The following is a 24,808-nucleotide window of genomic DNA, read 5'->3' as shown; positions in this document are numbered from 1 at the left end:
CACCGCGCGCCCCGCACACGGCACGCCCCTCCCCGGCAGTCAAAAAAAAGCCAGCATCCGGCACAAATAAGCCTTGCTTTTCGGGCCACATTCAACAATAATGCAAATACGAATCATTCTCAACTGAGATAAAGAAAGCCCAACATGCAAAGCTCAAAACCAGCCTTGATCCAGGATGCCGCTACCGCCCACGTCCGTCCGCCCGTCAGCATGGCCCAGCCGGCACGCCGCATCACCAGCGAAGCGCTGCTGCAGCAGGGCCGCGAAGTGGAGATTGAGCACAGCGGCAAGATCTATCGCCTGCGCGTCACCCAATTGAACAAGCTGATCCTGACTGCCTGAAGCAGCACGGCAGCCAGTCACCACACTCGCCAGCCAGTCGCGCTCCTTGCGCGCAGCCAGCCAAACCACCGTACAGGAGTGTTTGATGGCGCACGACCGACCTTCCCCGATGTTTCCCTCCCCGCAAGGCCAGCAGCCTGAATTGCTGTTGTCGGCCGTGCTGCACCTGATGTCGCACTACCATGCGGGCAGTCCCTGCGAGAAACTGGCCGGTGTCATCGAACGCCATCTGCAAGTGCTGTCCAGCTCGCCCGGCCTGGGCCCCGTGCTGCAAGCAACCTGCCAGCAATTGTCGCAGCAATGGGCCGCCCTGGTGGCGCTGCACCGCCCCGCGCCACCGAAGGCCACCCTGCTCGAGCGGCTGGCACGCCTGCTGCGCGCCAGGCCCCCTGCCTCGCCCCTGCCGCAATAATTTCTCATCAACACTCCCACCGCCCAACAGGATATCGCCATGTGTGACAAAGACCAGTCCCTGCCCGTCATCAGCAATTGCGCCCACGCCGGCACGGAAACGGCCGCGCTCGCTTCGCGCCGCCGCCGGCTGTGGGAACTGTCGCACACCTGCCATTGCCCGCTGGTGGGCGTGGGCTTGCCATTGGGCTACCTGCGCAAGCTGGTGGGCAAGATGACGGGCGGGCGCGTGCTGGCCGACGACTACGAAGTGCACGTGGGCGCCGTGACGGAATGCGGCGCGCGCAACCGCCTGTCCGAAGCGCTGCAAAAGGAACTCGAACGCCGCTACGCCCCCGTGATCCTGCGCTTTCGCGGCGCCAAGAGCACGCAACAAGTGGCCGAACTGTGGCGCGCGGCCGTCGCCAACGGCGACGTGTCGGGCGCCTTCTGGGCCGGCCTGACGCACCCGCGCTGCGACGCCGAACTGGAAGAGCAGATGTGCCGCGACCTGCACATGATCCAGCACCAGGCCGGCGCCTGCGTGCGCGCCGACATGGGCAAATTTACGGCCTTGCAGGAAGAAAATGCGCGCCTGGCGCACGAACTGGCCAAGCTACAACAGCGCAGCCAGGCCATGCTGATGGAAAAGACGGGCGAACTGGAACGCCAGGAAGCCTTGCTGCTGCGCACGCGTGCCGAATCGATCGGCAAGGATAGCCTGATCGACGGCTTGCGCCTTGAGCTGGCGCAATTGCAGGCCGCCGTCCCCGCGCTGGAATCGCGCACGCGCCTGGTCGAACGCCTGGCGCAGATGGATGAGCGCGAAAAGGAATTGCGCCAGCAAATTGCGGACTTGAAACAAGCCCAGCCGCGCCAGGCCGCCGCCGTGCCGCCACCGGCTGCCAAGCTGGAAGTGCCGACGGGCGGCAAGCTGAAAATGCCGATCCGCCTCGTCGATCAAAGCGTCTTGTGCGTGGGCGGGCGCAGCGGCAATGTCGCCACCTACCGCGCCCTGATCGAGCGCGTGGGCGCGCAGTTCGCCCACCACGACGGCGGCCTGGAAGACAATGCCAACCTGCTCGATTCGAGCCTGGCGGCGGCCGACCTGGTGATTTGCCAGACGGGCTGCATCAGCCACAGCGCCTACTGGCGCGTGAAGGATTATTGCAAGCGCACGGGCAAGCGCTGCGTCTTCATCGACAACCCCAGCATCTCCAGCCTGGCGCGCGGCTTGCAGGAAGTGAGCGGGGAAATGGAGCCGGCCGCGCTGGACGCCATCGAGCCGTAAGCGGGCTTGCCCAATAAAAAAGGACTGGCCCGGCCAGTCCTTTTTTTATGTGCAGCCGGTCAATACACATCGCGCCGGTAGCGCCCTTCGGCCGCCAGCGCATCGAGCGCGGGCCGGCCCAGCATTTCCTGCAGCGCCTGGTCGACGCCGCCCGCCATGCCCGCCAGGCTGCCGCAGATGTAGATGGCGGCGCCCTGCTCCAGCCACAATTTGACTTCATCGGCATTGCCGCGCAGGCGGTCCTGCACGTAGGTGCGCTCTGCCTGGTCGCGCGAAAACGCCAGGTCCAGGCGCGGCAGGTCGCCACTGGCGTGCCAGCCTTCAATTTCTTCGCGGTAATGGAAGTCGTGGGCGGCATTGCGCTCGCCAAAGATCAGCCAGTTGCGCCGCTGCCCTGCCAGCACGCGGCTTTTCAGGTGGCCGCGCAAGCCGGCGATGCCGCTGCCGTTGCCGATCAAAATCAATGGCCGCTGGGCATTGTCTTCCAGGCGAAAGCGTTTGTGCTGGCGCAAGCGCAGCTGCACCACGTCGCCGACAGCCGCCTGCGCCGTCAGCCAGCCCGAGGCCAGGCCCAGGCTGCCATCGGGATGCGCATGCTGGCGCACCAGCAAGTGCACGCCGCCATCGCGCGGGACCGAGGCGATCGAGTATTCGCGCGGTTGCGCAGGGTCAAGCGGCGCCGCCACCTGCACCAGGTCGCCCGACTGCCAGTCCGGCAAAGCCCCCGCCACGGGCGCCAGTTCCACGTGATAGATGGCGCCGCCCGCGCTGCCCGGGTTGAGCAAGCGCCGCTGCATCAATTTCCAGTCGCCAAAGGCGGGCGCGCTCCAGTCGGGCGCATCGCTGGTGCCGGCCAGGTGGCTCAGGTGCTGAAACCATTGCTCGATGGCCGCACTGGCGCTGCGGTCGACTTCGATACGCTCGAACAGGCGCGAGGCGCCCTGTGCCGCCAGCCAGGCGTCGAGCGCGCGGCCGAAGCCGCAGAACTGGCCATAGCTGCGGTCGCCCAGGGCCAGCACGGCATAGTGCAATTGCGGCAGCGCCAGCTCGCCCGTCATCAGGCGGCCCATGAAGGCGGCCGCATTGTCGGGCGCGTCGCCTTCGCCATAGGTGCTGACCAAAAACAGGGCCCGTTCCGCTTGTTGCAGATCAAGGGCCGTGAGTTCGGCCAGCGCGCACAGGCGCACGGGGATGCCGGCCAGTTGCAGGCTCTGCGCCGTTTGCGTGGCCAGCTCTTCCGCATTGCCCGTCTGGCTCGCATACGCCACCAGCCAGGCGGGACTGTTCGCCAGCGCCGCCCTGGCGGCGTCCGACGCGCGACGTTTGGCGCGCGCGCGCAGCCAGGGCGCCAGGCACACGCCCGCATAACTGAGGGACAGGGCGGCCAGCAAGGCCAGCCGTGTCGTATCGTGCGTAAAAATCATGGAATTAATCGTTCATTCGTCAAGCATGGCCAGCATGTGGCTGCTCAGCGTTTCGTGAAAGCCAGCGCCGTCGCGTTGCAGGAAGCGCGCGGCCAGACCCTGCTCTTCGGCGAGCGCCATGCCGGCCTCGACACCGAGCACGGTCAAGGCCGTCGACCAGGCGTCGGCCGCCATGCATTGCTCGTGCACGACGGTGACGGAAGCGAGTTGATTGGCGATCGGCATGCCGCTGCGCGGATCGATGGTATGCGAGAAACGCGCCGTGCCATCCTGAAAGAAACGCCGGTAATCGCCCGACGTCGCCACGGACAAGCCGTGCAGCGCCAGCAGCATTTCCGCCGGATGCTGCGCATTCTCGGCACGATCGGCGGCGCCATCGACCTGTTCCAGCATGACCCACCACGGCTGGCCGTCGGGTTTGCTGCCGGCGCCGCGCAGCTCGCCGCCCACTTCGACCAGGTAATGATGGATGCCCTGGCCGTCCAGGTAGCGGGCCAGGCGATCCACGCCATAGCCCTTGGCGATGGCGGACAGATCGAGCTGCAAGCCGCCCGGCTGGCGGACGCGGCGGGCCGGCAAGTCCAGCTCCAGGCGGCGCCGCTGGCGCTGCGCCAGCAGCAAGGCCACCGTTTCGTTGGTCGGCGGCAGGAAACCCGGTTCATCGTAGCGCTGGCGGGGGCCGAAGCCCCACAGGTTGACGAGGGCGCCCGCGCACGGGTCGTACGCGCCGCCCGACGCCTGCGAGACGTGCATGGCAAAGCCCAGCACTTCGCAAAACGCGGCGGGCAGGCTGTGCCAGCTGCCGGGCTCGGCACGGTTGAAGCGGCCCAGGTCGGACTCGTCGCTCCAGTGACTCATTTGCGCTACAACAAGGTCCAGCTGCTGCTGCAAGCCCTGCTGCAGGTCGGCGCTGCCGGCGCGTCCCGGCATGGCGGATTCAACCAGGCGCACCGACCAGCTGGTGCCCATGGTCAAGCCGCGCAAGTCCCGGATCGCGGCGCCGGGCGGCGCGACCTGATCGGAAATATGCTGCGGCAGCAGGACCCGGCGCATCGGCGCTCTCGTGACGATGCCGCCGCTTACTGCGGCAGCACTTCCACGGTGGCCGCGTAGGTCATGCGGCGCTCGGGCATGGCTGGCGGCTGGCCGGCCACGGCAGGGGCTGCCGCAGGCCAGGTGCTGCTCAGGTAATACATGCCGGCGGCCGGCACGGTGAACGTGATTTCGCCCTTGGCATCCGTGCTCTGGCGGATTTCACCGAGCACGCCACGGTAGCGCACGCCGCCTGGCACCAGGCTGAAGGCCTGATTCGCTGCCGGCTTGCCATCGACCAGGAAACGCCACGTGGCTTTTTCGCCCGCGCGCAAGTCGTTCGGGTGCGTCACCGGCACGAATTCCAGGCCCACGCCCGTCGGCTTGAATACTTCCGTGCTGGTTTCGCCATTGCTGAAGAAGGTTTCCAGACGGCTTGCCGTGCGCGTGATTTTCACGTCTTGCGCATCGGCCGGCATATCCTTCTTGAAAGTTTCCTCGTTACCACGGAAACGCTTCTGCTCGCCATTTTGCTTGTAGCTGGCCATGACGTTCTGCGACACGATGGCAGCCTTATACGTGCCCGGTTTTTCCATCTTCACATCGAAGACGCTGCGCAAGCGGCCCGTCACCGTGTTCGCCGGCGTCACTTTCGCGCCATCGGGACCGATAACTTGCAATGCGTCCAGGCGCAGCGGCTGGTGGTCGATCTCGAACAGGCCGTCGGAGACGGCGGCGTCCACCGTGACCCAGGCGTCCTTGCTTTCCACCATCGTGCTCGACGGCACCATCCAGCCGCGGTGGGCGTGGGCGTTCATGGCCAGGCCGGCCAGGGCCAGGGCGATCAGCGGTTTATTCAGTTGCTTCAACATGGTAGAGGCGCCTTAAGGTTTGAGTTGGACGACGACATTGCCGAGTTCTTCCTTGCCCTTGGCCGGCACGGACTGGGCCGATTTCAGCGGCCACTGGAACGGCACGCGCACCAGTTCGCGTCCGCCCGCTTCGCGCGCCGCTTCCACCACCACCTGGTATTCGCCGGCCGGCAGCTTGTCGAGCAAGGCCTTGGCACCGGGGAAAGTCAAGGTATGTTCGCCGGGGGCGCGCGTGGCGCCGCTGACGCCGTCGACGGGCATGGCCAGGTCGCGGCCGCTCTTGCGCCACCATTGGCGCATGTCCTTCAGCCATTTCTCGCCCGCCTTGTCCTTCTTTTTCACGTCATACAGCACCGTCAGGTTGCCGACGACCTTTTGATCGGCCGTTTCCAGCCATGCCGCCACGTAAGGACGATGGTATTCCGCCACGTTCAGTTGCGGGATTTCAATCTTGAGGGCCAGGTCGGCCGCCATCGCCGACGTACCGATCAGGGGAAGGCCAAGCGCCAGGGAGTAGCGTAATTTCATGGTGTGCCTGTAAAAAGGAAAAATAAAAACGATCAGTGGATAAACAGCAAGGCGATCGCGCAGGGTATCAAGATACCGAGGCCAACCATCGGCCAGGTAAAAGGCCGGTTGGCCGCGTGAAACTTCAAAATCAATAGTCCCGTCAGGCAAAACACGATGCAGGCGCCGGCAAAGATGTCGATGAACCAGCTCCAGGCCACGCCCGTGTTGCGGCCCTTGTGGACGTCATTGAGCCAGGATACCCAGCCCCTGTCCGTCAATTCGTATTCGGCGGCCCCGTCTTCCAGGCCGATGCGCACCCAGGCGTCGCCACCCGCCCTGGGCAACGGCAGGTAGACTTCGTCGACGCTCCATTCGGCAGGACGGCCGCCCGCATTAAGCGACCATTGCTTTTTCAACCATGTTTCGGCAGCGGCCGGCATGGGCGCGTTGGCGCCATCGTGCTGCGCGGCATACGCGGCCAGTTGCGTGACCAACGGGGCCGGCAAGGTCGCCTGCTGGCGCGTGACCGACGGCTTGGCTTCGATCTGGCCAGCGTGGTTCAGGGTGATGCCGGTAATGGCGAACAGAAACATGCCCAGCAGGCAAAGCGCCGAACTGATCCAATGCCATTGATGCAAGTTCTTCAACCAGACGGCGCGGCTGGCGTTGTTCCTGGCCTTGTCGGCGGCGCCCGCATTACCCATCGAGGGCTCCCGGCAAGGAGCGGGCCAGGTGGCGCGACAAGTCAGTGTGCTTCATTCCCATCCTTCAATCAAAGTGCATGCCGATATTTTCAAACAAATGATAATGATTATCATTTATTAAGTCAATACATGGGGCACGCCGCCGGGCCAGCGTTTTGTAACAGCTTTGAAACAAAGCACCGCTGCTACGTAAGCTGCCGTACAGAGCCGCATGCAGCATCCGCCTATGCTGTTGTTCAGGACAACCAACAAGGGAGCACCCATGCAAGCGTATTCCAGCGAACAGCTGGCCAGCATCGCGGCCAGGATCAAGGACGTCAAATTCGGCATGCTGACCACCAGCGACGACATGCGCACCCTCACCAGCCGGCCGTTGACGCAGCAGCAGGTCGACAGCGACGGGCACATCTGGTTCTTTGTCTCGGACGAGGCAGCCTATACGCGCGACTTGCCGAACAATCCGCAAGTCAACGTCAGCTTCGTCGACACGGGCGACAGCCTGTACGTGTCCGTCTGCGGCCACGCGCAGCTGCTGAAGGACCGTGCCAAGGCGGAGGAATTGTGGAATCCGCTGGTAAAAGCCTGGTTCCCGGGCGGGCTCGACGATCCGAAGCTGTCGCTGATCAAGGTGACGATCCAGTCGGCAGAATACTGGGATAGCAGCGCCAGCAAGATGATGCAATTCTATGAGATGGCCAAGGCCGCCATCACGGGAGAGCCGCCGAAAGACCTGGGCGAACACGGCCGCATTGACCTGTAGCAAGGCCGAGCCAGGTAGACGCGCCAACAAGCCGCCGACGTGCGCGAACACGTCTGGCGGCTGACCCTGCGGGGATTATCAGATAATCAAGAATAAAAACTCAGACGCCCGTACTGCCCGTCGTGTCGGGGGCATCGTCGGCGCTCTGCCGGCTTTGCCCGGTGGAAGCGGACTGGTGATGGGGCAAGCGGTCGGCGCGCCGCACTTCGCCGATGGAGAACAGATCGTCGCCGATATCGAGGCCTTGCTCGCTATCGACCAGCACGAAGTTTTCGGCCGAGTCGGCCGTGCTTTGCTTGTTGCCCGCCGTGGACGGCGTGCCGCCCTGGCGATTGCCCGGTTGCGGCGTATTCGAATTGCCCATCATGTTCTCCCTGATCATCGATGCGAATTGACTGCGAGATCATTGCCAGCGCAGCTATTTCATCATAGTCCATGGCTGCTGCAATGCATCAAAATTTTGCCGCCGACAAGCGCGGCAACTGGCCGGCGGAAATACGGGGATTCCCGCCGGCCAGACCGGCCTTGCTGGCGCTTACTTGTTGCGCGAGCCGGACGAGCCCGAGCCCGAGCCTGACCCTGAACCTGCACCGCCGCTTTGCTTGTTACCACTGTCGCGGTTGCCTTCCTGGTTCACGCTGGCATTGTCGCGCGAGCCGCTGGAGCTGGCGGCGCTTTGCCGGTTGGCATCGTTCTTGTGGCTTTGGCTGCCCGCACGGCGTGCCTCTTCCGACGTAAATTCATGGGCCGTGCCTTTTTCATGCGCGGCGCGCCCCCCTTCGCTGGCGATTTCGCGCTGCTGGGCCGGGTCCATGGAAGCGAAGCCCCGTTTGCTGGTATCGCTTTGCTTGCTGCCGCCGCTGCCGCCACTGCTGCTACTGGTTTTACTACCTTGACTACCTTGACTACCTTGCTGTTTATTGTCGCTCGATGTGGCCATGATGATCTCCTTGATCGATGGAATCAGAAAACAGTGCAAACCATGCAATTCTTCCCCCTCGCATGGCAAGGGAACCGTCATCTTAGTGCGCGCATGGGGCGCTAGAAATAGGAGGATGGCAAGAGCGCATGTAGGATGAGTCCCGCCCGTGGTGGCGCAGTTACTTTCAGTTTTCCACCAAAAGTACCAGACACTCAGCAGTTAGCGGGCAGCGGGAAAATCGCCGCGTCGGCCGTCACGTAGACGCGCTCGCCGGCGCTTGGCCGCACCGCATGGCCGCCCGTAAAGGTGCCAAACGATGGCAAAATGGCACGCTCGCGGCCCAGCAGGAAACACGGCAGGCGCAGGCCGCCCCGCTCTGCGCGCAAGTGAAACACGGGATGCACGTGGCCGGCCAGCACATAGCCGGGCGCCACGGTGTCCGGGTGATGGCAGAATGACAGCTTGCCCACGCTGTGCGGTTCATCGACCATGCGGATGCCCAGCGCGGCGGCCGGATCGCCCGCATGCGCGTCGTGGTTGCCGCGCACCACCGTCAGGCGCACGTCGGGATGGCGCGCGCGCCAGGCCTGCATGGCCGCCACGGTGGCGGCCGCATGGGCGGCGCGCGCGTGCAGAAAGTCGCCGAGGAAGACGATTTCCTCGCAAACGTAGCTGGCCAGCAAGGCATCGAGCGCCAGCAGGTTTTGCGTGGTGGTGCCGCGCGGCACGGGCACGCCCAGCGCGCGAAACGCGGCCGCCTTGCCGAAATGGATGTCGGCAATGATCAGCATCCTGCGCGCCTGCCAGTAGACGGCCTTGTGCGCCAGCAGCCAGACGCTTTCGCCGGCCAGCTCCACCACGCAGTGCGCTTGCTGCGGGCCGTTCATGCGGCCGCCTTTTCCAGCGCGCTGACCAGCCGCGCCACCCGGTCCGACAGCTTTTCCGTCGTCAGCTGTTCGCGGAAGCGCTCGACCATCAGGCCGAAGGCAAACGGCGAGGCGCGCTCCAACGGCTGCAGGGAAATATTGCGTTCATGCAACTCGCGCAAAGTGGCGCGCAGCCGGGTCAGTTCCAGTTCCTGCTCCAGCACTTCGCGCTGCGCCTGCGTGAGCAGCAAATTGGCCGCATCGTGCTTGCGGAACACCTCGAAAAACAGCGAAGACGACGCCTGCAGCTGGCGCGCGCTTTTCGGCTGGCCCGGATAGCCCTGGAAGACGAGGCCCGCGATGCGGGCGATTTCGCGGAAGCGCCGCTGCGACAGTTCCGTCGCGTTCAGGCTGGCCAGCACGTCTTCCAGCAAATTGTCCGTGCCGAACAGGGCCACCCCCGCGCCCGTCGCAGCGCCGAACAGCGGCGCAAACGCGATATCGTCCGCGCCCAGCAATTCAAAGCCGTAGTCGTTGACGGCAATCGACAAGGTGGCCGGCTGCACGCGGGCGATGCGGTAGGCCAGCAGGGACGCCAGGCCCAGATGCACGGAGCGGCCCGCGAATGGATACACGAACAGGTGCCGGCCTTCGCGGCTGGACAAGGTTTCCACCAGCAAGCCGGTGCGCGTGGGCAGGCTGGACCATGCCTGCTGGATGGCCAGCAGCGGCGCCAGCGCACGCATTTCCGGCCCGCTGGCTTTCCCCTCCTGCGCCAGCTGCAGCTGGTCCAGCACGGCGTGCGCCAGTTCCGACGACAGCGGCATCTTGCCGCCCTGCCAGCGCGGCACGGCGCCGCGGCTGCCCGTGGCGCGCCGCACATAGGCCGTCATCTCGTGCACGCGCACGAATTCCAGGATGCGCCCGCCAAACAGAAAATGATCGCCCTGCTTCAGGCGCGCGATAAACGATTCCTCGATGCTGCCGATGCGTCCCCCGCCGAGGAACTTGACCTGGATCGCCGCTTCCGAGACGATGGTGCCGATGCTCATGCGGTGGCGCCGCGCCAGCGCCACGTCCGGCACGCGGTAGATGCCGGCATCGTCGGGCAGCACTCTGCGGTATTCCGGGTACACCGTGAGGCTTTGCCCGCCGCGCGCGACGAAATCGAGCGCCCATTGCCACTCGTCCGGCGTCAGCTGGCGATACGACCAGGCCGCGCGCACCTCCTGGTACAGCGCGGGCGACTCGAAGCCGCCGCCCAGGGCGATCGTCACCAGGTGCTGCACCAGCACGTCGAGCGGCTTGTCCGGCACGGGGCGTGCTTCCAGATGGCCCTGCGCCAGGGCGGCGCGGGCGGCGGCCGCTTCCAGCAATTCCAGGCTGTTGGTGGGCACCAGGGTGACGCGCGAAATGCGCCCCGGCGCGTGGCCGCTGCGCCCGGCCCGCTGCACCAGACGCGCGATGCCTTTCGCGCTGCCCACCTGCAGCACCCGTTCGACGGGCAGGAAATCGACGCCCAGGTCCAGGCTGGACGTGCACACGACGGCTTTCAGTTCGCCCGTCTTCAGGTGCTGCTCGACCCACTCGCGCACTTCACGGTCCAGCGAACCGTGGTGCAGGGCGATCAGGCCGGCCCAGTCGGGCCGCGCATCGAGCAAGTGCTGATACCACAGCTCGGCCTGCGACCGCGTATTCGTAAACACCAGGGTGGTGGCGCTGCCTTCGATTTCGGCGATCAGCGCTTGCAGCATCTGGATGCCCAAATGCCCGCCCCAGGGAAAGCGCGTGGGGTTGACGGGGATCAAACTGTCGACGAGGATGCGCTTCCTGACTTTACCTTCCACCAGCACGCCATCGTTTGGTTCTCCCAGCAAGACATCCTGCGCCTGCCGCAGATTGCCCAGGGTGGCCGACAGGCCCCACGTCATCAGGTTTTCCTGCCAGCGGCGCAAACGGGCCAGCGCCAGCTGCACCTGCACGCCGCGCTTGCTGCCCATCAATTCGTGCCACTCGTCGACGATCACCGTTTCCAGCAGAGCGAAGCGTTCCTGCGCATCCGCCTGGCTCAGCATCAGGGACAGGCTTTCCGGCGTCGTGACGAGCACCTCGGGCCAGGACTTCGCCTGCCGCGCCCGCTGGGCGGCGCTGGTGTCTCCCGTGCGCGCCTCGATGCGCCAGCCGGGCGCCAGCGTTTCGCCGGACGCCTGCAGCGCGCGCACGGTGTCGGCCGCCAGCGCCCGCATGGGCGTGATCCACAGCACGCGCAAGCCCTGCTTGCGGCTCTTGCGCGCCAGGCGCTCGGCGCGCAGCAAGGCGCCGAACCAGACGGCATACGTCTTGCCGGAACCCGTACTCGCATGCAGCAGGCCCGATTGTCCCTGTGCGGCGCTGCGCCAGACGGCGCGCTGGAAGGGAAACACCGTCCAGCCGCGTTCCGTGAACCAGGCGCCGATGCGCTGCGCCAGCGCGCTCTTGCTCATCGCTTGCTCATGTAGTCTGGGCCAGCATGGCCTTCAGGGTGGCCAGCGTATCCGCGTCGGCGACTGTCTTGTCTGCACGCCGGCGCAGGATGCGGGGAAAGCGCACGGCGATGCCCGCCTTGTGGCGGCTGGAAGCGGCGATGCCTTCGAAACCGATCTCGAACACCATCGTGGGCTTGACGCTGCGCACGGGGCCGAATTTTTCTATCGTCGTCTTGCGGATGGCCGCGTCGACTTGCGCGATCTCCGCATCCGTCAAGCCCGAATACGCCTTGGCGAACGGCACCAGCTTGCGCTCCTCGCCACCTTCCTCATCCCACACGGCGAACGTGTAATCCGTGTACAGCGAGGCGCGCCGGCCATGGCCCGTCTGGGCGTAGATCAGCACGGCGTCGACGGCATACGGGGCGATCTTCCATTTCCACCAGGTGCCCATGTCTTTCGTGCGGCCCACGCCATATGCGGCCGACACGGCTTTCAGCATCAAGCCTTCCACGCCGCGCGCCCGCGATTCGTCGCGGATGGCGGCCAGGGCGTCCCAGCTATCGGCGGCGATGGACGGCGACAGCCGCAGCGCGGGCGCATCCACCTGCGCCACCACGCTTTCGAGCAGCGCGCGGCGCTCCAGCTGGGGCAACTGGCGCACGTCCACGCCATCGAGTTCCAGCACGTCGTAAGCCACCAGCACGGCGGGCAGCTCGGCCAGCAGTTTGGACGAGACCGTTTTGCGGCCCATCCGTTGTTGCAAATCGGCAAATGGCGCCGGCACGCCACCCGGATGCCAGACGAGGATTTCGCCATCGAGCACGGTGCCCTCGGGCAAGGCCAGCTGCGCCAGTTCGGGAAAGCGCTCTGTGATCAATTCCTCGCCCCGCGACCACAGCCAGTTCACGCCGTCGCGGCGCAGCAGCTGGGCGCGCATGCCGTCGTATTTCCATTCGACCAGCCAGCCGGCGAGCTCGCCCAGGGTTTCCGGCGCCGCCTGCAGGGGATGCGCGAGGAAGAAGGGATACGGCTGGCCGCCGCGCAGCGCATGTTCGCCCTCCGACTGCGCGGCGATCAGTTTCAAAAATCCCGCGCCCGTGGGGCTGACCTTGCCATCGGTCCAGCCCATCAGGCGCTGGGCGATCAGCTTGCTGTCGACGGCGGCGATGGATGCCAGCGCCCGCGTCACCAGCAGTTTTGAGACGCCCACGCGAAAGCCGCCGCCGATCAGCTTGATCAACAGAAACCGTTCGCGCGTTTCCAATTCGTCCCAGTACGCCAGCAAGGCCGTGCGGATGGCGTCCGGCGCCGCGCCGCGCAACGGTGCGATGCGCTGCTCGACCCATTCGGCCAGGCCGATGTCGCTGCGCTTGCCCGGCGCGGGCAGGATCAGGGCGATGGTTTCCGCCAGGTCGCCCACGGCGTGATAAGCCTCGTCGAACAGCCAGGCGTCGAGGCCCGCCCGTTCCGTCGCATATTCGCGCAGCAATCTGGTGGGCACGGCCTGGCGCGGCTTGCCGCCGGCCAGGAAATACACGGCCCAGGCCGCATTCTCGGGCGAAGCGCCGCGAAAATAGGCTTGCAGCGCCGCCAGCTTGCGGCTGGTGGAGGTCGTCTCGTCGAGCTCCCCGTACAGCCGGGCAAATTCACGCATGGCTGACGTCCTCCGCCGCCGCGGATGCACCGGGCGCACCGTCATCGGCCTCGTCGTCGCCATATTCCGTCTCGAAACCGCCCGCCTGCCAGCCGTTCTGCCGCAGCCAGCGCACCATCACGGGGATCGAACCGTGGGTGACGATGATGCGTCCGGCCTGCGTGGCCTTGATCGCCTGCATCAGGCCGGGCCAGTCGGCGTGGTCGGACAGGACAAAACCCCGGTCCACGCCGCGCCGACGTCGCGCGCCGCGCAGCAGCATCCAGCCGCTGGCGAACGCATCGCTGTAGTCGCCGAAACGCTTCATCCACGGCGAGCCGGCAGCCGACGGGGGCGCGATCACCAGTGCCGTCCTCAGGGCGGCCTTGTCCGTCACCTGGTCCACCATAACGGTGGCGGGCAAGGCCACGCCCGACTCGCGGTAGACCTGCGTCAATGCCTGCGCCGCGCCATGGCAGATAATGGAACCGATGCTGGCGTCCAGGCCCGCCAGGATGCGTTGCGCCTTGCCGAAGGCATAGCAGAACAGCACGCTGGTGCGCCCCTCGGCCGCATTGCCGCGCCACCACTGGTTGATGTCGTCGTATATTTCCTGCGGCGCCTGCCAGCGGTAGATGGGCAAGCCGAAGGTCGATTCCGTGATGAAGGTATCGCAGCGCACGGGGTCGAATGGCGCGCAGGTGGGGTCGGGCTGCAGCTTGTAGTCGCCGGACGCCACCCATACTTGCCCGCCGTGCGCCATGCGCACCTGGGCCGAACCGAGCACGTGGCCGGCCGGATGCAGCGACACTTGCACGCCGTGGTGTTCGATGGTGTCGCCATACGCGAGGCCCTGGATGGACACGGCGCCCAGGCGCGCGCGCAGCACTTGCTCGCCGGGCGCGGCGCACAGGTAATGCCGGTGCCCGACCCGCGCATGGTCGGCGTGCGCATGCGTGATGATGGCGCGCTCGACGGGGCGCCACGGGTCGATGTAGAACTGACCCGGCACACAGTACAAGCCCTCCTTGCGCACCACCACCATGTCCGCCATGCCCAGCTCCCTACGAAAAAACCGCCTTGGAATGGGCTGATTCTAGCGCTCTTGCGCCAGATCATCTGTCAGACAGCGCACACTGGATTCACGCCGGTGCGACAAACTCGGCCATGAAGGTGCGCGTGGTGTTTTCCGGAAAGGCAATCGTGACCTGGTCGCCCGCCACCGACAGCACGGTGCCGATCTGGTAGCGTGGCACGCGCACGCGGCTGCCGACGGCGATCTGCGGCGCCGGCGGCTCGGCGGGTGATGGCGGCAGCTCGTCCAGGGTGATGGGCATGGCCAGCGCGGGCGGCGACTGGCAATTGTCGCAGGTGCAGCAGCGCTCGAAAGCGCCGGCATCGCCAAAGTAATCGAGCAGCAGCTTCCAGCGGCACAGACCGCTTTGCGCATACGCCACCATCTGTTCGAGCGCCTGCTTGTCGCGCTCCTGCTTGTCGACGTAGATCTGCGCCAGCTGCGCATACGCGGGCGAGCTGGCCGAGGGCGTTCTCAGGCTGTAGCCCAGCTTGCGGTCCTGGCGCAGCAGCTTGCCGTCTTTCAACAGTTTCAGGCATACCTTCAAATGGCCGTCGGAAAACTCGGGCAGGCTGGACGCCAGCGCAGCGAAAGCAAACGTGGCCGGCAAGTCTTGCGCTGCCGCAATGATGGCGGCCAGTTCTTCCGCCGTCGGGTAATGCTTGGCCAGAAAGAATTGCTGGACCCGCTTGTCTTCCTGGAAGTACAGCAAGGTGCAGTCGGCGGGCAAGCCGTCGCGCCCCGCCCGGCCCGATTCCTGGTAGTACGCTTCCAGGTTGGCCGGCACCTGCAAATGGATGACGAAACGCGTGTCGGATTTGTCGATGCCCATGCCAAAGGCGTTGGTGGCCACCATGATGCGGCGCTCGCCGCCCATGAACAAGTCCTGGTTGTGCTTGCGCTCGCGTGCCGCCAGCTGGCCGTGGTAGCGGGTGACGCTCTCGCCCAGTTCCTCCAGCCGCGCCGCCAGCTCCTCGACGGCTTTTACCGTGGCCGCATACACGATGCCCGTGCCTGGCGTCTCGCGCAGCAGGCGCAGGACTGCATCCTGTTTTTCTGCGGCATTCGTGACCTGGATCACGCGGTAGCGCAAATTGGCGCGGTAGATGCCTGTATTGATGACGTTCAGCTTGCGCGCTTCCAGCTGCGCATCGATATCGGCCACCACTTCCCCGGTGGCCGTGGCCGTCAGCGCCAGCACGGGCGGGCGGCCCAGCGCGCGCAGGGCGGCCGCGATGTCCAGGTAGGCAGGACGGAAGTCGTGGCCCCACTGGGAAATGCAATGGGCTTCATCGATGACGGCCAGGCTGGGCGGCGCGCCGGCCAGCAGGGACAGGAAGGCGGCATTGGTGAGGCGTTCCGGCGTGCAAAAGATGATGAGCCGGCCGCCCTGGGCGATGCGGGCGATGGCGTCGTCTTCCTCGGCGCGCGACAGGCTGCTGTTGAGCTGCACGGCCGTGATGCCCAGTGCGTGCAGCTTTTCCAGCTGGTCTTTCATCAGCGAAATGAGCGGCGATACGACCAAAGTCGCACAGGGCAACAGGGCGGCGGGCAGTTGGTAGCACAGCGACTTGCCGCTGCCGGTGGGCATGATGGCCAGGGTGTCGCGCCCGGCCAGCACGCTGTCGATGACGTCCTGCTGGCCCGCGCGCAGGCGCGCGATGCCGAATACCGAGCGCAGCAGGCGCTGGATCTTGCGCTGGCGGGCGCGGCCCGGAGCTTGCACTGCAGAAATAGTAGTCGCCATCGTGGTCCGGTCCCTGACATGCCGGCGCCAGTTGCCAGCTTGCCGCCACTTTACGGCCGGGCCTGGCGCACCGCCATAGGACGGGCGCCACAGCTGGCGTAGGAATTCAAGAAGCGAACAGGATGGCCCAGAACAGCATCAGCAGACCGGCGATCGACACGCACCAGACGAGCGTGCGCACGACGGGCACGCCGAACGCGTACAGGGGCAGATACAGCACGCGCGCGGCCAGGTACAGGGCCGCGCCATAGAGCGTGAGCGCGCTTTCCTGCGCCGTCACGTGGGCGATCAGCACGGCGGCGGCGAACAGGGGCAGGGTTTCGAACAGGTTCGCCTGGGCCCGCTGCAAACGGCCCGTGATCTTGCCCACGGGCGGGCCTTCGCCGTCGCGCGCGCTCACGTTATACGCCGTGCCCGTTTCGCGCGTGCGGAACAGCGCGGGCAGCAGGATTTGCACCAGCGCCAGCACGAGGCTGCAGGCGAGCATGGTCAGTTCAGGAGTCATCTTTACCTCTGCGGGTGGTGGGTGGGACGGGCAGGCCGCCGAGGCGGCGCGTGCCCGTCAGGGTTGGTCGAGTGCCGCTTGCAACTCCGTCAAGTCATAGGGCTTGCGCAAGACACTGGCGGAAAAGCCCAGCTCGTCCATCGATTCCTTGCCATAGCCGGTGGAAAAGATGATGCGCATGTCCGGTTTTTCGCGCAGCACCATGCGTGCCAGCGCGATGCCGGACATGCCGGGCAGGCTGACATCGGTAAACAGGATATCGAAGTCTTGCTCATTAAGCAATTCCCACGCCGCCTCGCCATCGGACACGCCGCTGACCGTGTGGCCCAGCATGCCCACCAGTTCGCACACCATCAGCTGGGAATCGAGATTGTCTTCCACCACGAGTATCTTCATCGATGTCGGCATGTCCCCCTGCGGTTCCGGCGCATGGCCCGTCAAGTCCAGTCCCGGCGTGCCGCTTCCCCGCACGCTGGCCGCCGCGCTGCCGGTCGCCAGCGTGCCAGCCACGGGCGCACCGGACCGTTCAAACTGGCGCGCACGCATTTGCTGCTGGCGGTTGGCCAGCACATGGCGCAGCTTGCGCGCCAGCTCTTCGCGCCGGTATGGCTTGCTGAGCAATTCCACGCCCGCGTCCAGCCGTCCTTCGTGCACGATGACATCCTGCGCATAGCCGGACGTAAACAGCACGGCGATATCGGGCTGCAACTCGCGCGCCTGGCGCGCCATCTCCGTGCTGCTGACGGGGCCGGGCATGATCACGTCCGTAAACAGCAAGTCGATCTGCGCGCCGCTGTGCAGCACGGCCAGCGCGCTTTCGCCATCCTCGGCCTTGAGCACCGTATAGCCGAGCGCCCCCAGCATGTCGACCACGGTGGTGCGCACGCCCACATCGTCTTCCACCACCAGCACGGTTTCCGTGCCGCCCGTGACGACGCCGCTCAATTCCAGTTCCTCGTCCGCTTCGGCCATCAGGGAACGGGGCAGATAGATTTTGACTCCCGTGCCCACGCCAGGTTCACTGTAAATGCGGATATGGCCGCGGCTTTGCGTGACAAAGCCATACGCCATCGACAAGCCCAGGCCCGTGCCCGCGCCTTCCGGCTTGGTGGTAAAGAAAGGCTCGAACGCGCGCTGCAGCACGGGGCCGCTCATGCCGCGGCCCGTGTCCGTCACCGACAGCATCACGTACTGGCCCGCCGGCACGTCGACCAGATTGTGCACATACTGTTCGTCGAGCACGACGTTGCCCAGCTCGATGGTCAGCTTGCCCACGCCATCCATGGCGTCGCGCGCATTGATGGCCAGGTTCAGGATGACGTTCTCGATCTGGCTGCGGTCGACCAGGGTATTCCACAGCCCGCCGCCGCCCACCAGCACGATGTCGATCGCTTCGCCCAGGGCGCGCCGCAGCAGCGCATCCATGTTGCGCACCACGCGCGCCAGGTCGGCCACCACGGGTTTGAGCGGTTGACGCCGCGCAAACGCCAGCAGGTGCGACGACAGCTTGGCGCCCCGCTCGACGGCGGCAATCGCCGTGTCCAGGCGCTGGCGCATGAGGCCATCCGTGCCCGCCAAGTGCTGCAGCAAATGCAAATTGCCGGAAATGATTTGCAGCACATTATTAAAATCGTGCGCGATGCCGCCCGTCAGCTGGCCCACGGCTTCCATTTTTTGCGCCTGGCGCAAGGCGTCTTCGGCCTTGGTGCGCTCGCTCACTTCCTGTTCGACCCGGTGCTCGAGCGTTTCGTTCAATTCATGCAGCGCCTTTTCCACGCGGCGCCGCTCCGTGATATCCGTCTTGACGGCGATCAAGGAACGCGTATGACCCTGCTCATCGACGAGGCGACTGACATTGCTCGACACCCACACTTGCGAGCCGTCGGGCTTCAGGTAGCGCTTTTCCAGCGAGAACGACTCGCCCGTTTCCACCAGGCGCCGGAACAGCACGCCGTTGCCGGGCACGTCCGCCGGATGCATGATGTCGTTCATGTTCAGGCTCAGCAACTCTTCGGCGGAACGGCCCAGCATGCAGCACAGGGCCCCGTTGACCCGCTGGAAACGGCCATCGAGGCCCAGCTCCGACAAGCCCACCGAAGCCTGGCCGAAAATGGCCGCCATGCGCTCCTGGCTGGCGTTGAGTTCATCCTCGATCTGGCGCCGTTCCGTCACGTCGAACGACACGCCCACATAGCGGCGCTGTCCCGGCACGCGTCCGGCGAACACCTCGCCCTGGCGCGCGATCCAGCGCAGCGCGCCATCGGCGGGACGGCGGATGCGGTACTCCACGTATTCCAGCGGATTGGGCGCCAGATCAAGCTTGCTGGGGCCAACCTTCGTCAAGTCCCGTTCGTCAACCAGGCTCACCAGCAGGCGCTCCGTGACTTCCACCTCGTCGGCAATGCCCCACAGGCGGCGGAAGGTGGGCGACACCACCATCGCGCCCGTCCCGGGGAACCATTCGAAGGTGCCGATGCCGCCCGCCTGCTGGGCCAGGCGCAAGCGCTCCTCGCTTTCCATGCGTTCGGTGACGTCGATGCCTTCGACGAGGATGCCCGTCACCGTGCCCTCGTCATCCTTGATGGGCTGGTACACGAAATCGATCTGGCGCTGTCCCGTTTGCCCATCCGCCGTCTGCAAATCCACTTTGACCTGGCGTCCTTCGAAGGGCACGCCCGTGCGGTAGACCTGGTCGAGCAGTTCGATGAAGCCCTGTGCCTTGACTTCGGGCAAGGCCTCTTCGACGGACCTGCCCAGCAGATCGCGGTGGCCCACCAGGCGCAGATAATGTTCATTCGCCAATTCAAACACGTGCCGCGGCCCGCGCAGCAGGGCCATGAAGCTCGGTGCCTGCTGGAACAGGGCGCGCAGCAGCGCCCGCTCCTCGCCCAGGCGGCGGTTGGCCGCGCGCACGGCCTCGCTCTCCATCTGCAAGTTGGCGTTGAGTTGGCCCAGTTCGGCCGTGGCCAGCTTCAGCTGGCGCCCTTCTTCCATGCGCGCCGTCAATTCCAGCGCCGTGCACAGCACGCCGTCCACCTGGCCGTCGGCGCCATGCACGGGCGCGTAAAACAGGTCGAAACAGACGTCCGTGCGCTGTCCGCCGCGCAACAGCGGCAAACAGCATTCGCGGTGCACCTGCGTCTCGCCGCGCAATCCCGCTTCGAGGATGCGCGCGTTCCAGTCCCAGATTTCCGGCCAGACGGCCGGCACCGTGCCGCCCAGCGCCGCCGGATGGCGCTCGCCTGCGATCTGGATGTAGTCGTCGTTGTAAATCATGACGTGCTGCGGCCCCCACATCAGCACCATCGCCATGGGCGAATTGAGCACGATGTCGACGCTGGCGCGCAAATGGGCGGGCCAGCCATCGACGGCGCCCAGGCTGGTGGCGGACCAGTCGCGCTGGCGCACCAGTTCGCCCATGCTGCCGCCGCCGCGCGGCCAGGTTGGCGCGCTCATGTGGGCAGTTCCGCTTGCACGCGCACCTGGCACTGGCGCGGAATGCGCACCGTCGCCAGCGTGCCCTGCGCGGCCGTCGAACTGAGCTCGACCGTGCCGCCGTGGGCCTGGACGAACATGTTCACCGTGTACAGGCCCAGTCCCAGGCCCTGCCCCGTCCGGCGCTTTTCACCCGCCTGCTGGAACGGCTCGAACAGGGTCGGCAGCAAGGCGGCGGGAATCACGCCACGATTGGCGATGCGCAATTCAATACTGCAGGCGTCCCGTCCGTCGAGGGCCAGTTGCACGGGCGTGCCCGGCTCGCCATGCGTGAGGGCATTGCTGAGGAGGTTAGAGATGACTTGCGACAGCAAGCCCGCATCGCATTGCCCGTGCAGCTCGCCCACGCTGCTGAGCTCGATAAGCGGGGCCTGGCCGGCCGTCTCGAATTCCTCGACGATGGCGCGCGCCAGCGCCAGATAGTCGTGCGTACTGCTGCGCAACTCCATCGTGCCGGAACGGATGCGCGCCAGGTCCAGCAACTGGTCGACCATGCGCGCCATGCGCTTGGCGCTGCTTTCGATGCGCTGCGCCGTGACGATCACCTTCGGGTGGTCGCTCATCATCGGCAACAGCATGGCGCCGTTCATGACCACCGACAGGGGCGTGCGCAAGTCGTGGCCCAGCACGGCCGTGAACAGTTCATTCAGGTGCAGCGCATGCTTGAGCTCGTCGAGCTGGGCCGACAATTCACGCTTTTGCTGGTATAGCTGCACCAGCACCGCCACCTTGCTTTGCAAGGCTTTTACGTCGATGGGCTTGTACAGGAAATCGACGGCGCCCGCCTCGTAGCCACGGAAACTGTAGCTCGGTTCGCGCGACGCGGCCGTGAGAAAAATCAAGGGAATGCTGCGCGTGCGCTCGCTGCCGCGTATCAGTTCGGCCAATTCAAAACCATCCATCTGCGGCATTTGCACGTCGATCAGGGCCAGTGCCACTTCATGCGTCAACAGCAATTCCAGCGCTTGCGCGCCCGAGCTGGCTTTCAGGATGACAATGCCGGGCCGCGCCAGCACGGCTTCGGCGGCGACCAGGTTTTGCGCGATGTCGTCAACGACGAGGATATGGATAGGTGCGGTCACGGAGTAGTCTTCAGGCATCGTCACGGCAAGATGCCATAATATTTCGATATGGATATAAATATTGCTTCAGTTTTTGCATATATTACACGCACTGCTCCACTCCCATTCACTTGTCCCCCGCGTTGTCCAGCAAGGCCAGGCTGGCTGCCATTTGCGGCAAATCGAGCACGCGGTCGGCGCCGGCCCGCTTGAGCGCGGCGGCCGGCATGATGCCGCAACTGGCCCGCTGCGGGTCTTGCACCCAGGCACAGCCGCCCAGCTGCCGCACGCGCGCCAGGCCCGCCGCGCCGTCGGCCGAGGCTCCCGTCAGGATGATGGCCAGCATGGCGCGCCGGTAGGCGTACGCTGCCGTTTCCAGCAGGACATCGATGGATGGACGCGAAAAATACACGGGCTCTTCCTGCGACAAGGAAAAACAGCCATCGGGCTCGACTTGCAGGTGGTAATCGGGCGGCGCGAAATACACGGTGCCCGCTTGCAGCGGTTCCTTGTCCTGCGCTTCGCGCAAAGGCAGCTGGCAACGTTCCGCATACAGGTGCGGCAACTGGCTCGAGCGGCCCGGCGCCAGGTGCAGCACCACCACCACGGCCGCGCGGCAGGTGGCGGGCAAGGCGCGCAGCACGATGCCCAGCGCTTCCACGCCGCCGGCCGAAGCGCCGATGGCGATCAGGCGCAGGCCAGGTGGCGGCGGCGCCACATCGCAGGTCGGCAGCATGTCAGGCACGCTGGAAGATGCGCTCAGCCGGGCTCAGCTCGTTGAAGGCGGCAGCGTGGCGGCTGAAATGCAGGCTTTCCTTCATGCCCAGGCCCAGGAAGCCCCGGTTTACCAGCGCTTCGTGGAACAGGCCCAGGCTGCGGTCCTGCAAGTCTTTATTGAAGTAAATCATCACGTTACGGCAGGAAACCATGTGCACCTCCGAAAACACGCTGTCCGTCGCCAGGCTGTGGTCGGCGAAGACGAACTGGCGCCGCAAGCGCCGGTCAAAGATGGCGCCCTTGTAGGCGGCCGTGTAATAGTCGGACAGCGAGCGCTTGCCGCCCGCCAGCTGGTAATTCTCGCTGAACTGGGCGATGCGCTCGACGGGATAGATGCCCGCTTCGGCGGCGGCCAGCGCTTCCACGTTGATATCGGTCGCATAAATCATGCTGCGTTCGAGCAAGCCTTCCTCGTCCAGCAAGATGGCCAGCGACCAGACTTCTTCGCCGCTGCTGCAGCCGGCCACCCAGATCTTGATCGAGGGATAGGTGTGCAGGATGGGCACGACTTTTTCGCGCAAGGCACGGAAATACGCGGGATCGCGGAACATCTCGCTCACTTGCACCGTAAAGAATTGCAGCATCTGCGCGAACATGGCCGGCTCGTGCAAGATGCGGTCCTGCAATTGCGACAGGCTGGCGCAGCCGAAGCGCTCCATGGCCTGGCGCATGCGCCGGCGCAGGGACGCCACCGAATAATCGCGGAAATCGTGCTGATAGCGCAGCAATATTCCCTCAAGCAACAATTTCAGTTCTATATCGAAAATATCGTCATCTAACAACATCCACCTCATCGGATACCTGACCGTTGAATACCGTGCAACCTGCCGAATGCTAGCAGATCGCCGGCGATTATCCCGCAGGGAAAACATCAGTTAGGTACGCTGGCGTACGCTCGCGCGTCTTTTTTCAGGCATCCACGCCCTTCATGCCTTCGTCCGTGTAGCGCGCGCCCGCCGCCATGCCCAAGGGAAAGGCCGCGTTCATCGCCGCCAGTTCCGCGCCGTCCAGCCGCACGGCCAGCGCGCCCAGGTTGTCATGCAGATAGGCAATGCGCTTGGTGCCGGGAATGGGGATGATGTCGTCGCCTTGCGCCAGCAGCCAGGCCAGCGCCAGCTGGGCCGGCGTGCAGCCTTTCGCGCGCGCCAGATCACGGACCAGCGCGACGATGGCCTGGTTGCGCGCCAGGTTGCCGGCGGCGAAACGGGGATTGAAGTGGCGGAAATCTCCCGCGTCGAGACTGGCCGCATCGGCGATGGCGCCCGTCAGGAAACCGCGCCCCAGCGGGCTGTAGGCAAAGAAACTGGCGCCCACGTCGCGGCAGGCGGCCAGCACGCCCTGCTCCGGCTCGCGCGTCCACAGCGAGTATTCGCTCTGCACGGCCGCCACGGGGCAGAGCGCCGCCGCGCGCCGCAAGGTGGCGGCGCTCACTTCGCACAGGCCCACGGCACGAATTTTTCCTTCTTGCATTAGCTGCGCCAGCGCCCCCATCGACTCTTCCAGCGGCGTGTCCAGGTTCAGGCGGTGCAGATAAAACAGGTCGAGGCTCTCCACGCCCAGGCGCGCCAGCGACGCCTCGCACGCCTGGCGGATGTAGGCGGGGGAGTTATCGACGCGGCGCGCATAACTGCCCGGCTCGCGCGCCAGGCCGCACTTGGTGGCGACCAGCGCCTGGCCGCGATGGCCTTGTAAAAAACGTCCCAGCAATTGCTCGTTGTGGCCGAAGCCGTAGGCGTCGGCCGTGTCGAACAGGGTCACGCCCGCCGCCAGGGCCGCTTCCAGCGTGTCCATCGATTGCGCCTCGTCCGTGGCGCCATAGAATTCCGACATGCCCATGCAGCCCAGGCCCAGTGCCGAGCTGTTCAAGCCGCTATGGCCGATGCGTCGTTGTTGCAGTTGCATGTTGATCTCCCTCAAGTGTCAATGCGGCCAGTCTAGGCCGCGCTACCCGGCAAGGGAATGCGCAATTTCGTGATACCTTTCTGGTATGAGAGCCCTCGACACCCATGCATTGACCCTGTTTTGCGCCGTCGCCCGCTGCCTGAACTTCCGCCAGGCGGCCGAGCAATTGCACATGACCCAGCCGCCCCTGTCGCGCGCCATCCGGCTGCTGGAAGACCGGCTGGGCGCGCGCCTGTTCGAGCGCGACACGCAAGGCGTGGCCCTGACGCAGGCGGGCCGCACCCTGCTGCCGCAGGCGCTGCACATCCTCGATTTGCTGGATACGGCGCAAGCGTCGCTGCAGAGCGATGCCGCCCCGGCGCGCCTGCGCCTGGGTCTGACCAGTTCCGTCGAAGCGGGCCTGTTCCGCCCCCTGCTGACGGCGCTGGAAGGGCAGCTGGGCAGTATTCGCCTGGAACTGACGGCGGCGCCATCGCCGCGCCTGGTGGCTGGCGTGCGTAAGGGCCAGCTCGATGCGGCCCTGCTGGCCTTGCCCAGCGCCACCTTCGAACTGGCCGTGCAGCCGCTGGCGCGCCAGCCCATGATGCTGGCCCTGCCCGCCGGGCACCGGCTGGCGAAGAAGCGCAAGCTCAGTCTGACCGACATCGCGGCAGAATCGATTTACTGGTTCGAACGGGCGCGCCAGCCCGCCTTCTTCGACCATTGCCAGCAGGTATTTCGCCGCCATGGCTTCGCGCCCGCCTTCCTGCGCGAAGCCGTGGACCACCATGTGCTGCTCGGCGACGTGGCGGCCGGCAAGGGCATGGCGCTGCTGGCCGACTCGTTCCGCGCGCTGCGCCTGGCTGGCGTGGCTTACCGGCCCTTGCTGGAAGGAGAGGAACTTGCGGCCGGCATCGGCCTGGCCTGGCGGGAAGAACACGGCCATGCGGCCCTGCCCCTGCTGCGCCGGCTGGCGCAGGAACACCTGCAAAAGCGAGGGCCGCACGCGGATGCGCCAGACGCGCTACCATAACGCCTTCCCCATTTTGCGCG

Annotated in this window: 23 protein-coding genes; 5 read left to right on the top strand and 18 right to left on the bottom strand. The window is 65.6% G+C overall.

Features of this window, described 5'->3' with window-relative positions; translation table 11 throughout:
- Nucleotides 1–144 precede the first annotated feature (144 nt).
- From hemP to AC07X6_RS15965, 3 genes are all read left to right on the top strand, one after another.
- Complete coding sequence (hemP, locus tag AC07X6_RS15975; RefSeq protein ID WP_034750559.1) at nucleotides 145–342, top strand: hemin uptake protein HemP; 198 nt, start codon at nucleotides 145–147, stop codon at nucleotides 340–342.
- 85 nt (nucleotides 343–427) lie between these two features.
- Nucleotides 428–754, top strand: a complete 327-nt coding sequence (locus AC07X6_RS15970; RefSeq protein WP_230541113.1) for a hypothetical protein — start codon at nucleotides 428–430, stop codon at nucleotides 752–754.
- A 39-nt stretch (nucleotides 755–793) separates the two neighbouring features.
- Nucleotides 794–2,023 carry a DUF2325 domain-containing protein gene (locus AC07X6_RS15965; protein WP_494791608.1) on the top strand — a complete coding sequence of 410 codons (1,230 nt, stop codon included), beginning with the start codon at nucleotides 794–796 and terminating at the stop codon, nucleotides 2,021–2,023.
- A gap of 59 nt (nucleotides 2,024–2,082) precedes the next feature.
- Here AC07X6_RS15965 and AC07X6_RS15960 read toward each other — a convergent pair whose 3' ends face one another.
- Genes AC07X6_RS15960 through AC07X6_RS15940 form a run of 5 tightly spaced genes read right to left on the bottom strand, consistent with a single transcriptional unit; the run spans nucleotide 2,083 to nucleotide 6,565 of the window.
- Nucleotides 2,083–3,447, bottom strand: a complete 1,365-nt coding sequence (locus tag AC07X6_RS15960) for a sulfite reductase subunit alpha (RefSeq protein WP_494791607.1) — start codon at nucleotides 3,445–3,447, stop codon at nucleotides 2,083–2,085.
- A 12-nt stretch (nucleotides 3,448–3,459) separates the two neighbouring features.
- Entirely contained in the window at nucleotides 3,460–4,500 is a 1,041-nt protein-coding gene (locus tag AC07X6_RS15955) for an FAD:protein FMN transferase (protein WP_494791606.1), read from the bottom strand.
- Between the two features lie 26 nt (nucleotides 4,501–4,526).
- Nucleotides 4,527–5,351 (bottom strand): DUF4198 domain-containing protein, encoded by an 825-nt coding sequence (locus AC07X6_RS15950; RefSeq protein ID WP_494791605.1) that lies wholly within the window; start codon nucleotides 5,349–5,351, stop codon nucleotides 4,527–4,529.
- Between the two features lie 12 nt (nucleotides 5,352–5,363).
- Nucleotides 5,364–5,879, bottom strand: a complete 516-nt coding sequence (locus AC07X6_RS15945; protein WP_034783417.1) for a DUF2271 domain-containing protein — start codon at nucleotides 5,877–5,879, stop codon at nucleotides 5,364–5,366.
- Nucleotides 5,880–5,911: 32 nt separating this feature from the next.
- Nucleotides 5,912–6,565, bottom strand: coding sequence for a PepSY-associated TM helix domain-containing protein (locus AC07X6_RS15940; protein ID WP_230541118.1), 654 nt, complete (start codon nucleotides 6,563–6,565; stop codon nucleotides 5,912–5,914).
- Nucleotides 6,566–6,827: 262 nt separating this feature from the next.
- Here AC07X6_RS15940 and AC07X6_RS15935 point away from each other — a divergent pair, with 262 nt between their 5' ends.
- Nucleotides 6,828–7,325, top strand: a complete 498-nt coding sequence (locus tag AC07X6_RS15935) for a pyridoxamine 5'-phosphate oxidase family protein (protein ID WP_494791604.1) — start codon at nucleotides 6,828–6,830, stop codon at nucleotides 7,323–7,325.
- A 100-nt stretch (nucleotides 7,326–7,425) separates the two neighbouring features.
- Here AC07X6_RS15935 and AC07X6_RS15930 read toward each other — a convergent pair whose 3' ends face one another.
- The 13 genes from AC07X6_RS15930 to AC07X6_RS15870 form a co-directional block, all read right to left on the bottom strand.
- Nucleotides 7,426–7,692: a hypothetical protein gene (locus AC07X6_RS15930; protein ID WP_230541120.1), complete on the bottom strand. Its 267-nt coding sequence runs from the start codon at nucleotides 7,690–7,692 to the stop codon at nucleotides 7,426–7,428.
- A 168-nt stretch (nucleotides 7,693–7,860) separates the two neighbouring features.
- The gene (locus AC07X6_RS15925; protein WP_494791603.1) at nucleotides 7,861–8,265 is read right to left on the bottom strand and encodes a KGG domain-containing protein; all 405 of its coding nucleotides are present in this window, start codon (nucleotides 8,263–8,265) and stop codon (nucleotides 7,861–7,863) included.
- A gap of 194 nt (nucleotides 8,266–8,459) precedes the next feature.
- Nucleotides 8,460–9,134, bottom strand: coding sequence for a ligase-associated DNA damage response endonuclease PdeM (pdeM, locus tag AC07X6_RS15920; protein WP_494791602.1), 675 nt, complete (start codon nucleotides 9,132–9,134; stop codon nucleotides 8,460–8,462).
- The gene (locus AC07X6_RS15915) at nucleotides 9,131–11,596 is read right to left on the bottom strand and encodes a ligase-associated DNA damage response DEXH box helicase (protein WP_494791601.1); all 2,466 of its coding nucleotides are present in this window, start codon (nucleotides 11,594–11,596) and stop codon (nucleotides 9,131–9,133) included. Before AC07X6_RS15915 ends, pdeM begins: the two co-directional genes overlap by 4 nt.
- 7 nt (nucleotides 11,597–11,603) lie before the next feature.
- Nucleotides 11,604–13,235, bottom strand: a complete 1,632-nt coding sequence (locus tag AC07X6_RS15910; RefSeq protein ID WP_494791600.1) for an ATP-dependent DNA ligase — start codon at nucleotides 13,233–13,235, stop codon at nucleotides 11,604–11,606.
- Entirely contained in the window at nucleotides 13,228–14,268 is a 1,041-nt protein-coding gene (locus AC07X6_RS15905) for a ligase-associated DNA damage response exonuclease (RefSeq protein WP_494791599.1), read from the bottom strand. Before AC07X6_RS15905 ends, AC07X6_RS15910 begins: the two co-directional genes overlap by 8 nt.
- An 88-nt stretch (nucleotides 14,269–14,356) precedes the next feature.
- The gene (locus AC07X6_RS15900; protein WP_494791598.1) at nucleotides 14,357–16,036 is read right to left on the bottom strand and encodes a RecQ family ATP-dependent DNA helicase; all 1,680 of its coding nucleotides are present in this window, start codon (nucleotides 16,034–16,036) and stop codon (nucleotides 14,357–14,359) included.
- A gap of 106 nt (nucleotides 16,037–16,142) precedes the next feature.
- The gene (locus AC07X6_RS15895) at nucleotides 16,143–16,541 is read right to left on the bottom strand and encodes an MAPEG family protein (protein ID WP_494791597.1); all 399 of its coding nucleotides are present in this window, start codon (nucleotides 16,539–16,541) and stop codon (nucleotides 16,143–16,145) included.
- 57 nt (nucleotides 16,542–16,598) lie between these two features.
- Complete coding sequence (locus tag AC07X6_RS15890) at nucleotides 16,599–19,997, bottom strand: hybrid sensor histidine kinase/response regulator (protein WP_494791596.1); 3,399 nt, start codon at nucleotides 19,995–19,997, stop codon at nucleotides 16,599–16,601.
- Nucleotides 19,994–21,118, bottom strand: a complete 1,125-nt coding sequence (locus AC07X6_RS15885; protein WP_494791595.1) for a hybrid sensor histidine kinase/response regulator — start codon at nucleotides 21,116–21,118, stop codon at nucleotides 19,994–19,996. Before AC07X6_RS15885 ends, AC07X6_RS15890 begins: the two co-directional genes overlap by 4 nt.
- Before the next feature lie 106 nt (nucleotides 21,119–21,224).
- Nucleotides 21,225–21,833: a chemotaxis protein CheB gene (locus AC07X6_RS15880; protein WP_494791594.1), complete on the bottom strand. Its 609-nt coding sequence runs from the start codon at nucleotides 21,831–21,833 to the stop codon at nucleotides 21,225–21,227.
- Between the two features lies 1 nt (nucleotide 21,834).
- A complete protein-coding gene (locus AC07X6_RS15875; RefSeq protein WP_494791593.1) occupies nucleotides 21,835–22,659 on the bottom strand; it encodes a CheR family methyltransferase in 825 nt (274 codons plus the stop codon).
- 124 nt (nucleotides 22,660–22,783) lie between these two features.
- Complete coding sequence (locus AC07X6_RS15870) at nucleotides 22,784–23,776, bottom strand: aldo/keto reductase (protein WP_494791592.1); 993 nt, start codon at nucleotides 23,774–23,776, stop codon at nucleotides 22,784–22,786.
- Between the two features lie 85 nt (nucleotides 23,777–23,861).
- On the opposite strand from AC07X6_RS15870, the gene AC07X6_RS15865 reads away from it, so the two are divergent.
- A complete protein-coding gene (locus AC07X6_RS15865; RefSeq protein WP_494791591.1) occupies nucleotides 23,862–24,788 on the top strand; it encodes a LysR family transcriptional regulator in 927 nt (308 codons plus the stop codon).
- The last annotated feature ends 20 nt before the right edge of the window (nucleotides 24,789–24,808 follow it).

The organism is Janthinobacterium sp. GW460-12-1-14-LB5 (assembly GCF_059423585.1).
The sequence above is the reverse complement of the archived record's forward strand: the minus strand, read 5'-3'. Positions and strand labels throughout refer to the sequence as shown.

Coding starts and splice junctions, on each gene's coding strand:
- AC07X6_RS15960 (WP_494791607.1), bottom strand. CDS start 3,447: ATGATTTTTACGCACGATACGACACGGCTGGCCTTGCTGGCCGCCCTG.
- AC07X6_RS15935 (WP_494791604.1), top strand. CDS start 6,828: ATGCAAGCGTATTCCAGCGAACAGCTGGCCAGCATCGCGGCCAGGATC.
- AC07X6_RS15875 (WP_494791593.1), bottom strand. CDS start 22,659: ATGTTGTTAGATGACGATATTTTCGATATAGAACTGAAATTGTTGCTT.
- AC07X6_RS15925 (WP_494791603.1), bottom strand. CDS start 8,265: ATGGCCACATCGAGCGACAATAAACAGCAAGGTAGTCAAGGTAGTCAA.
- hemP (WP_034750559.1), top strand. CDS start 145: ATGCAAAGCTCAAAACCAGCCTTGATCCAGGATGCCGCTACCGCCCAC.
- AC07X6_RS15930 (WP_230541120.1), bottom strand. CDS start 7,692: ATGATGGGCAATTCGAATACGCCGCAACCGGGCAATCGCCAGGGCGGC.
- AC07X6_RS15955 (WP_494791606.1), bottom strand. CDS start 4,500: ATGCGCCGGGTCCTGCTGCCGCAGCATATTTCCGATCAGGTCGCGCCG.
- pdeM (WP_494791602.1), bottom strand. CDS start 9,134: ATGAACGGCCCGCAGCAAGCGCACTGCGTGGTGGAGCTGGCCGGCGAA.
- AC07X6_RS15950 (WP_494791605.1), bottom strand. CDS start 5,351: ATGTTGAAGCAACTGAATAAACCGCTGATCGCCCTGGCCCTGGCCGGC.
- AC07X6_RS15900 (WP_494791598.1), bottom strand. CDS start 16,036: ATGGCGACTACTATTTCTGCAGTGCAAGCTCCGGGCCGCGCCCGCCAG.
- AC07X6_RS15905 (WP_494791599.1), bottom strand. CDS start 14,268: ATGGCGGACATGGTGGTGGTGCGCAAGGAGGGCTTGTACTGTGTGCCG.
- AC07X6_RS15915 (WP_494791601.1), bottom strand. CDS start 11,596: ATGAGCAAGAGCGCGCTGGCGCAGCGCATCGGCGCCTGGTTCACGGAA.
- AC07X6_RS15890 (WP_494791596.1), bottom strand. CDS start 19,997: ATGAGCGCGCCAACCTGGCCGCGCGGCGGCGGCAGCATGGGCGAACTG.
- AC07X6_RS15910 (WP_494791600.1), bottom strand. CDS start 13,235: ATGCGTGAATTTGCCCGGCTGTACGGGGAGCTCGACGAGACGACCTCC.
- AC07X6_RS15870 (WP_494791592.1), bottom strand. CDS start 23,776: ATGCAACTGCAACAACGACGCATCGGCCATAGCGGCTTGAACAGCTCG.
- AC07X6_RS15895 (WP_494791597.1), bottom strand. CDS start 16,541: ATGACTCCTGAACTGACCATGCTCGCCTGCAGCCTCGTGCTGGCGCTG.
- AC07X6_RS15940 (WP_230541118.1), bottom strand. CDS start 6,565: ATGGGTAATGCGGGCGCCGCCGACAAGGCCAGGAACAACGCCAGCCGC.
- AC07X6_RS15945 (WP_034783417.1), bottom strand. CDS start 5,879: ATGAAATTACGCTACTCCCTGGCGCTTGGCCTTCCCCTGATCGGTACG.
- AC07X6_RS15965 (WP_494791608.1), top strand. CDS start 794: ATGTGTGACAAAGACCAGTCCCTGCCCGTCATCAGCAATTGCGCCCAC.
- AC07X6_RS15865 (WP_494791591.1), top strand. CDS start 23,862: ATGAGAGCCCTCGACACCCATGCATTGACCCTGTTTTGCGCCGTCGCC.
- AC07X6_RS15970 (WP_230541113.1), top strand. CDS start 428: ATGGCGCACGACCGACCTTCCCCGATGTTTCCCTCCCCGCAAGGCCAG.
- AC07X6_RS15880 (WP_494791594.1), bottom strand. CDS start 21,833: ATGCTGCCGACCTGCGATGTGGCGCCGCCGCCACCTGGCCTGCGCCTG.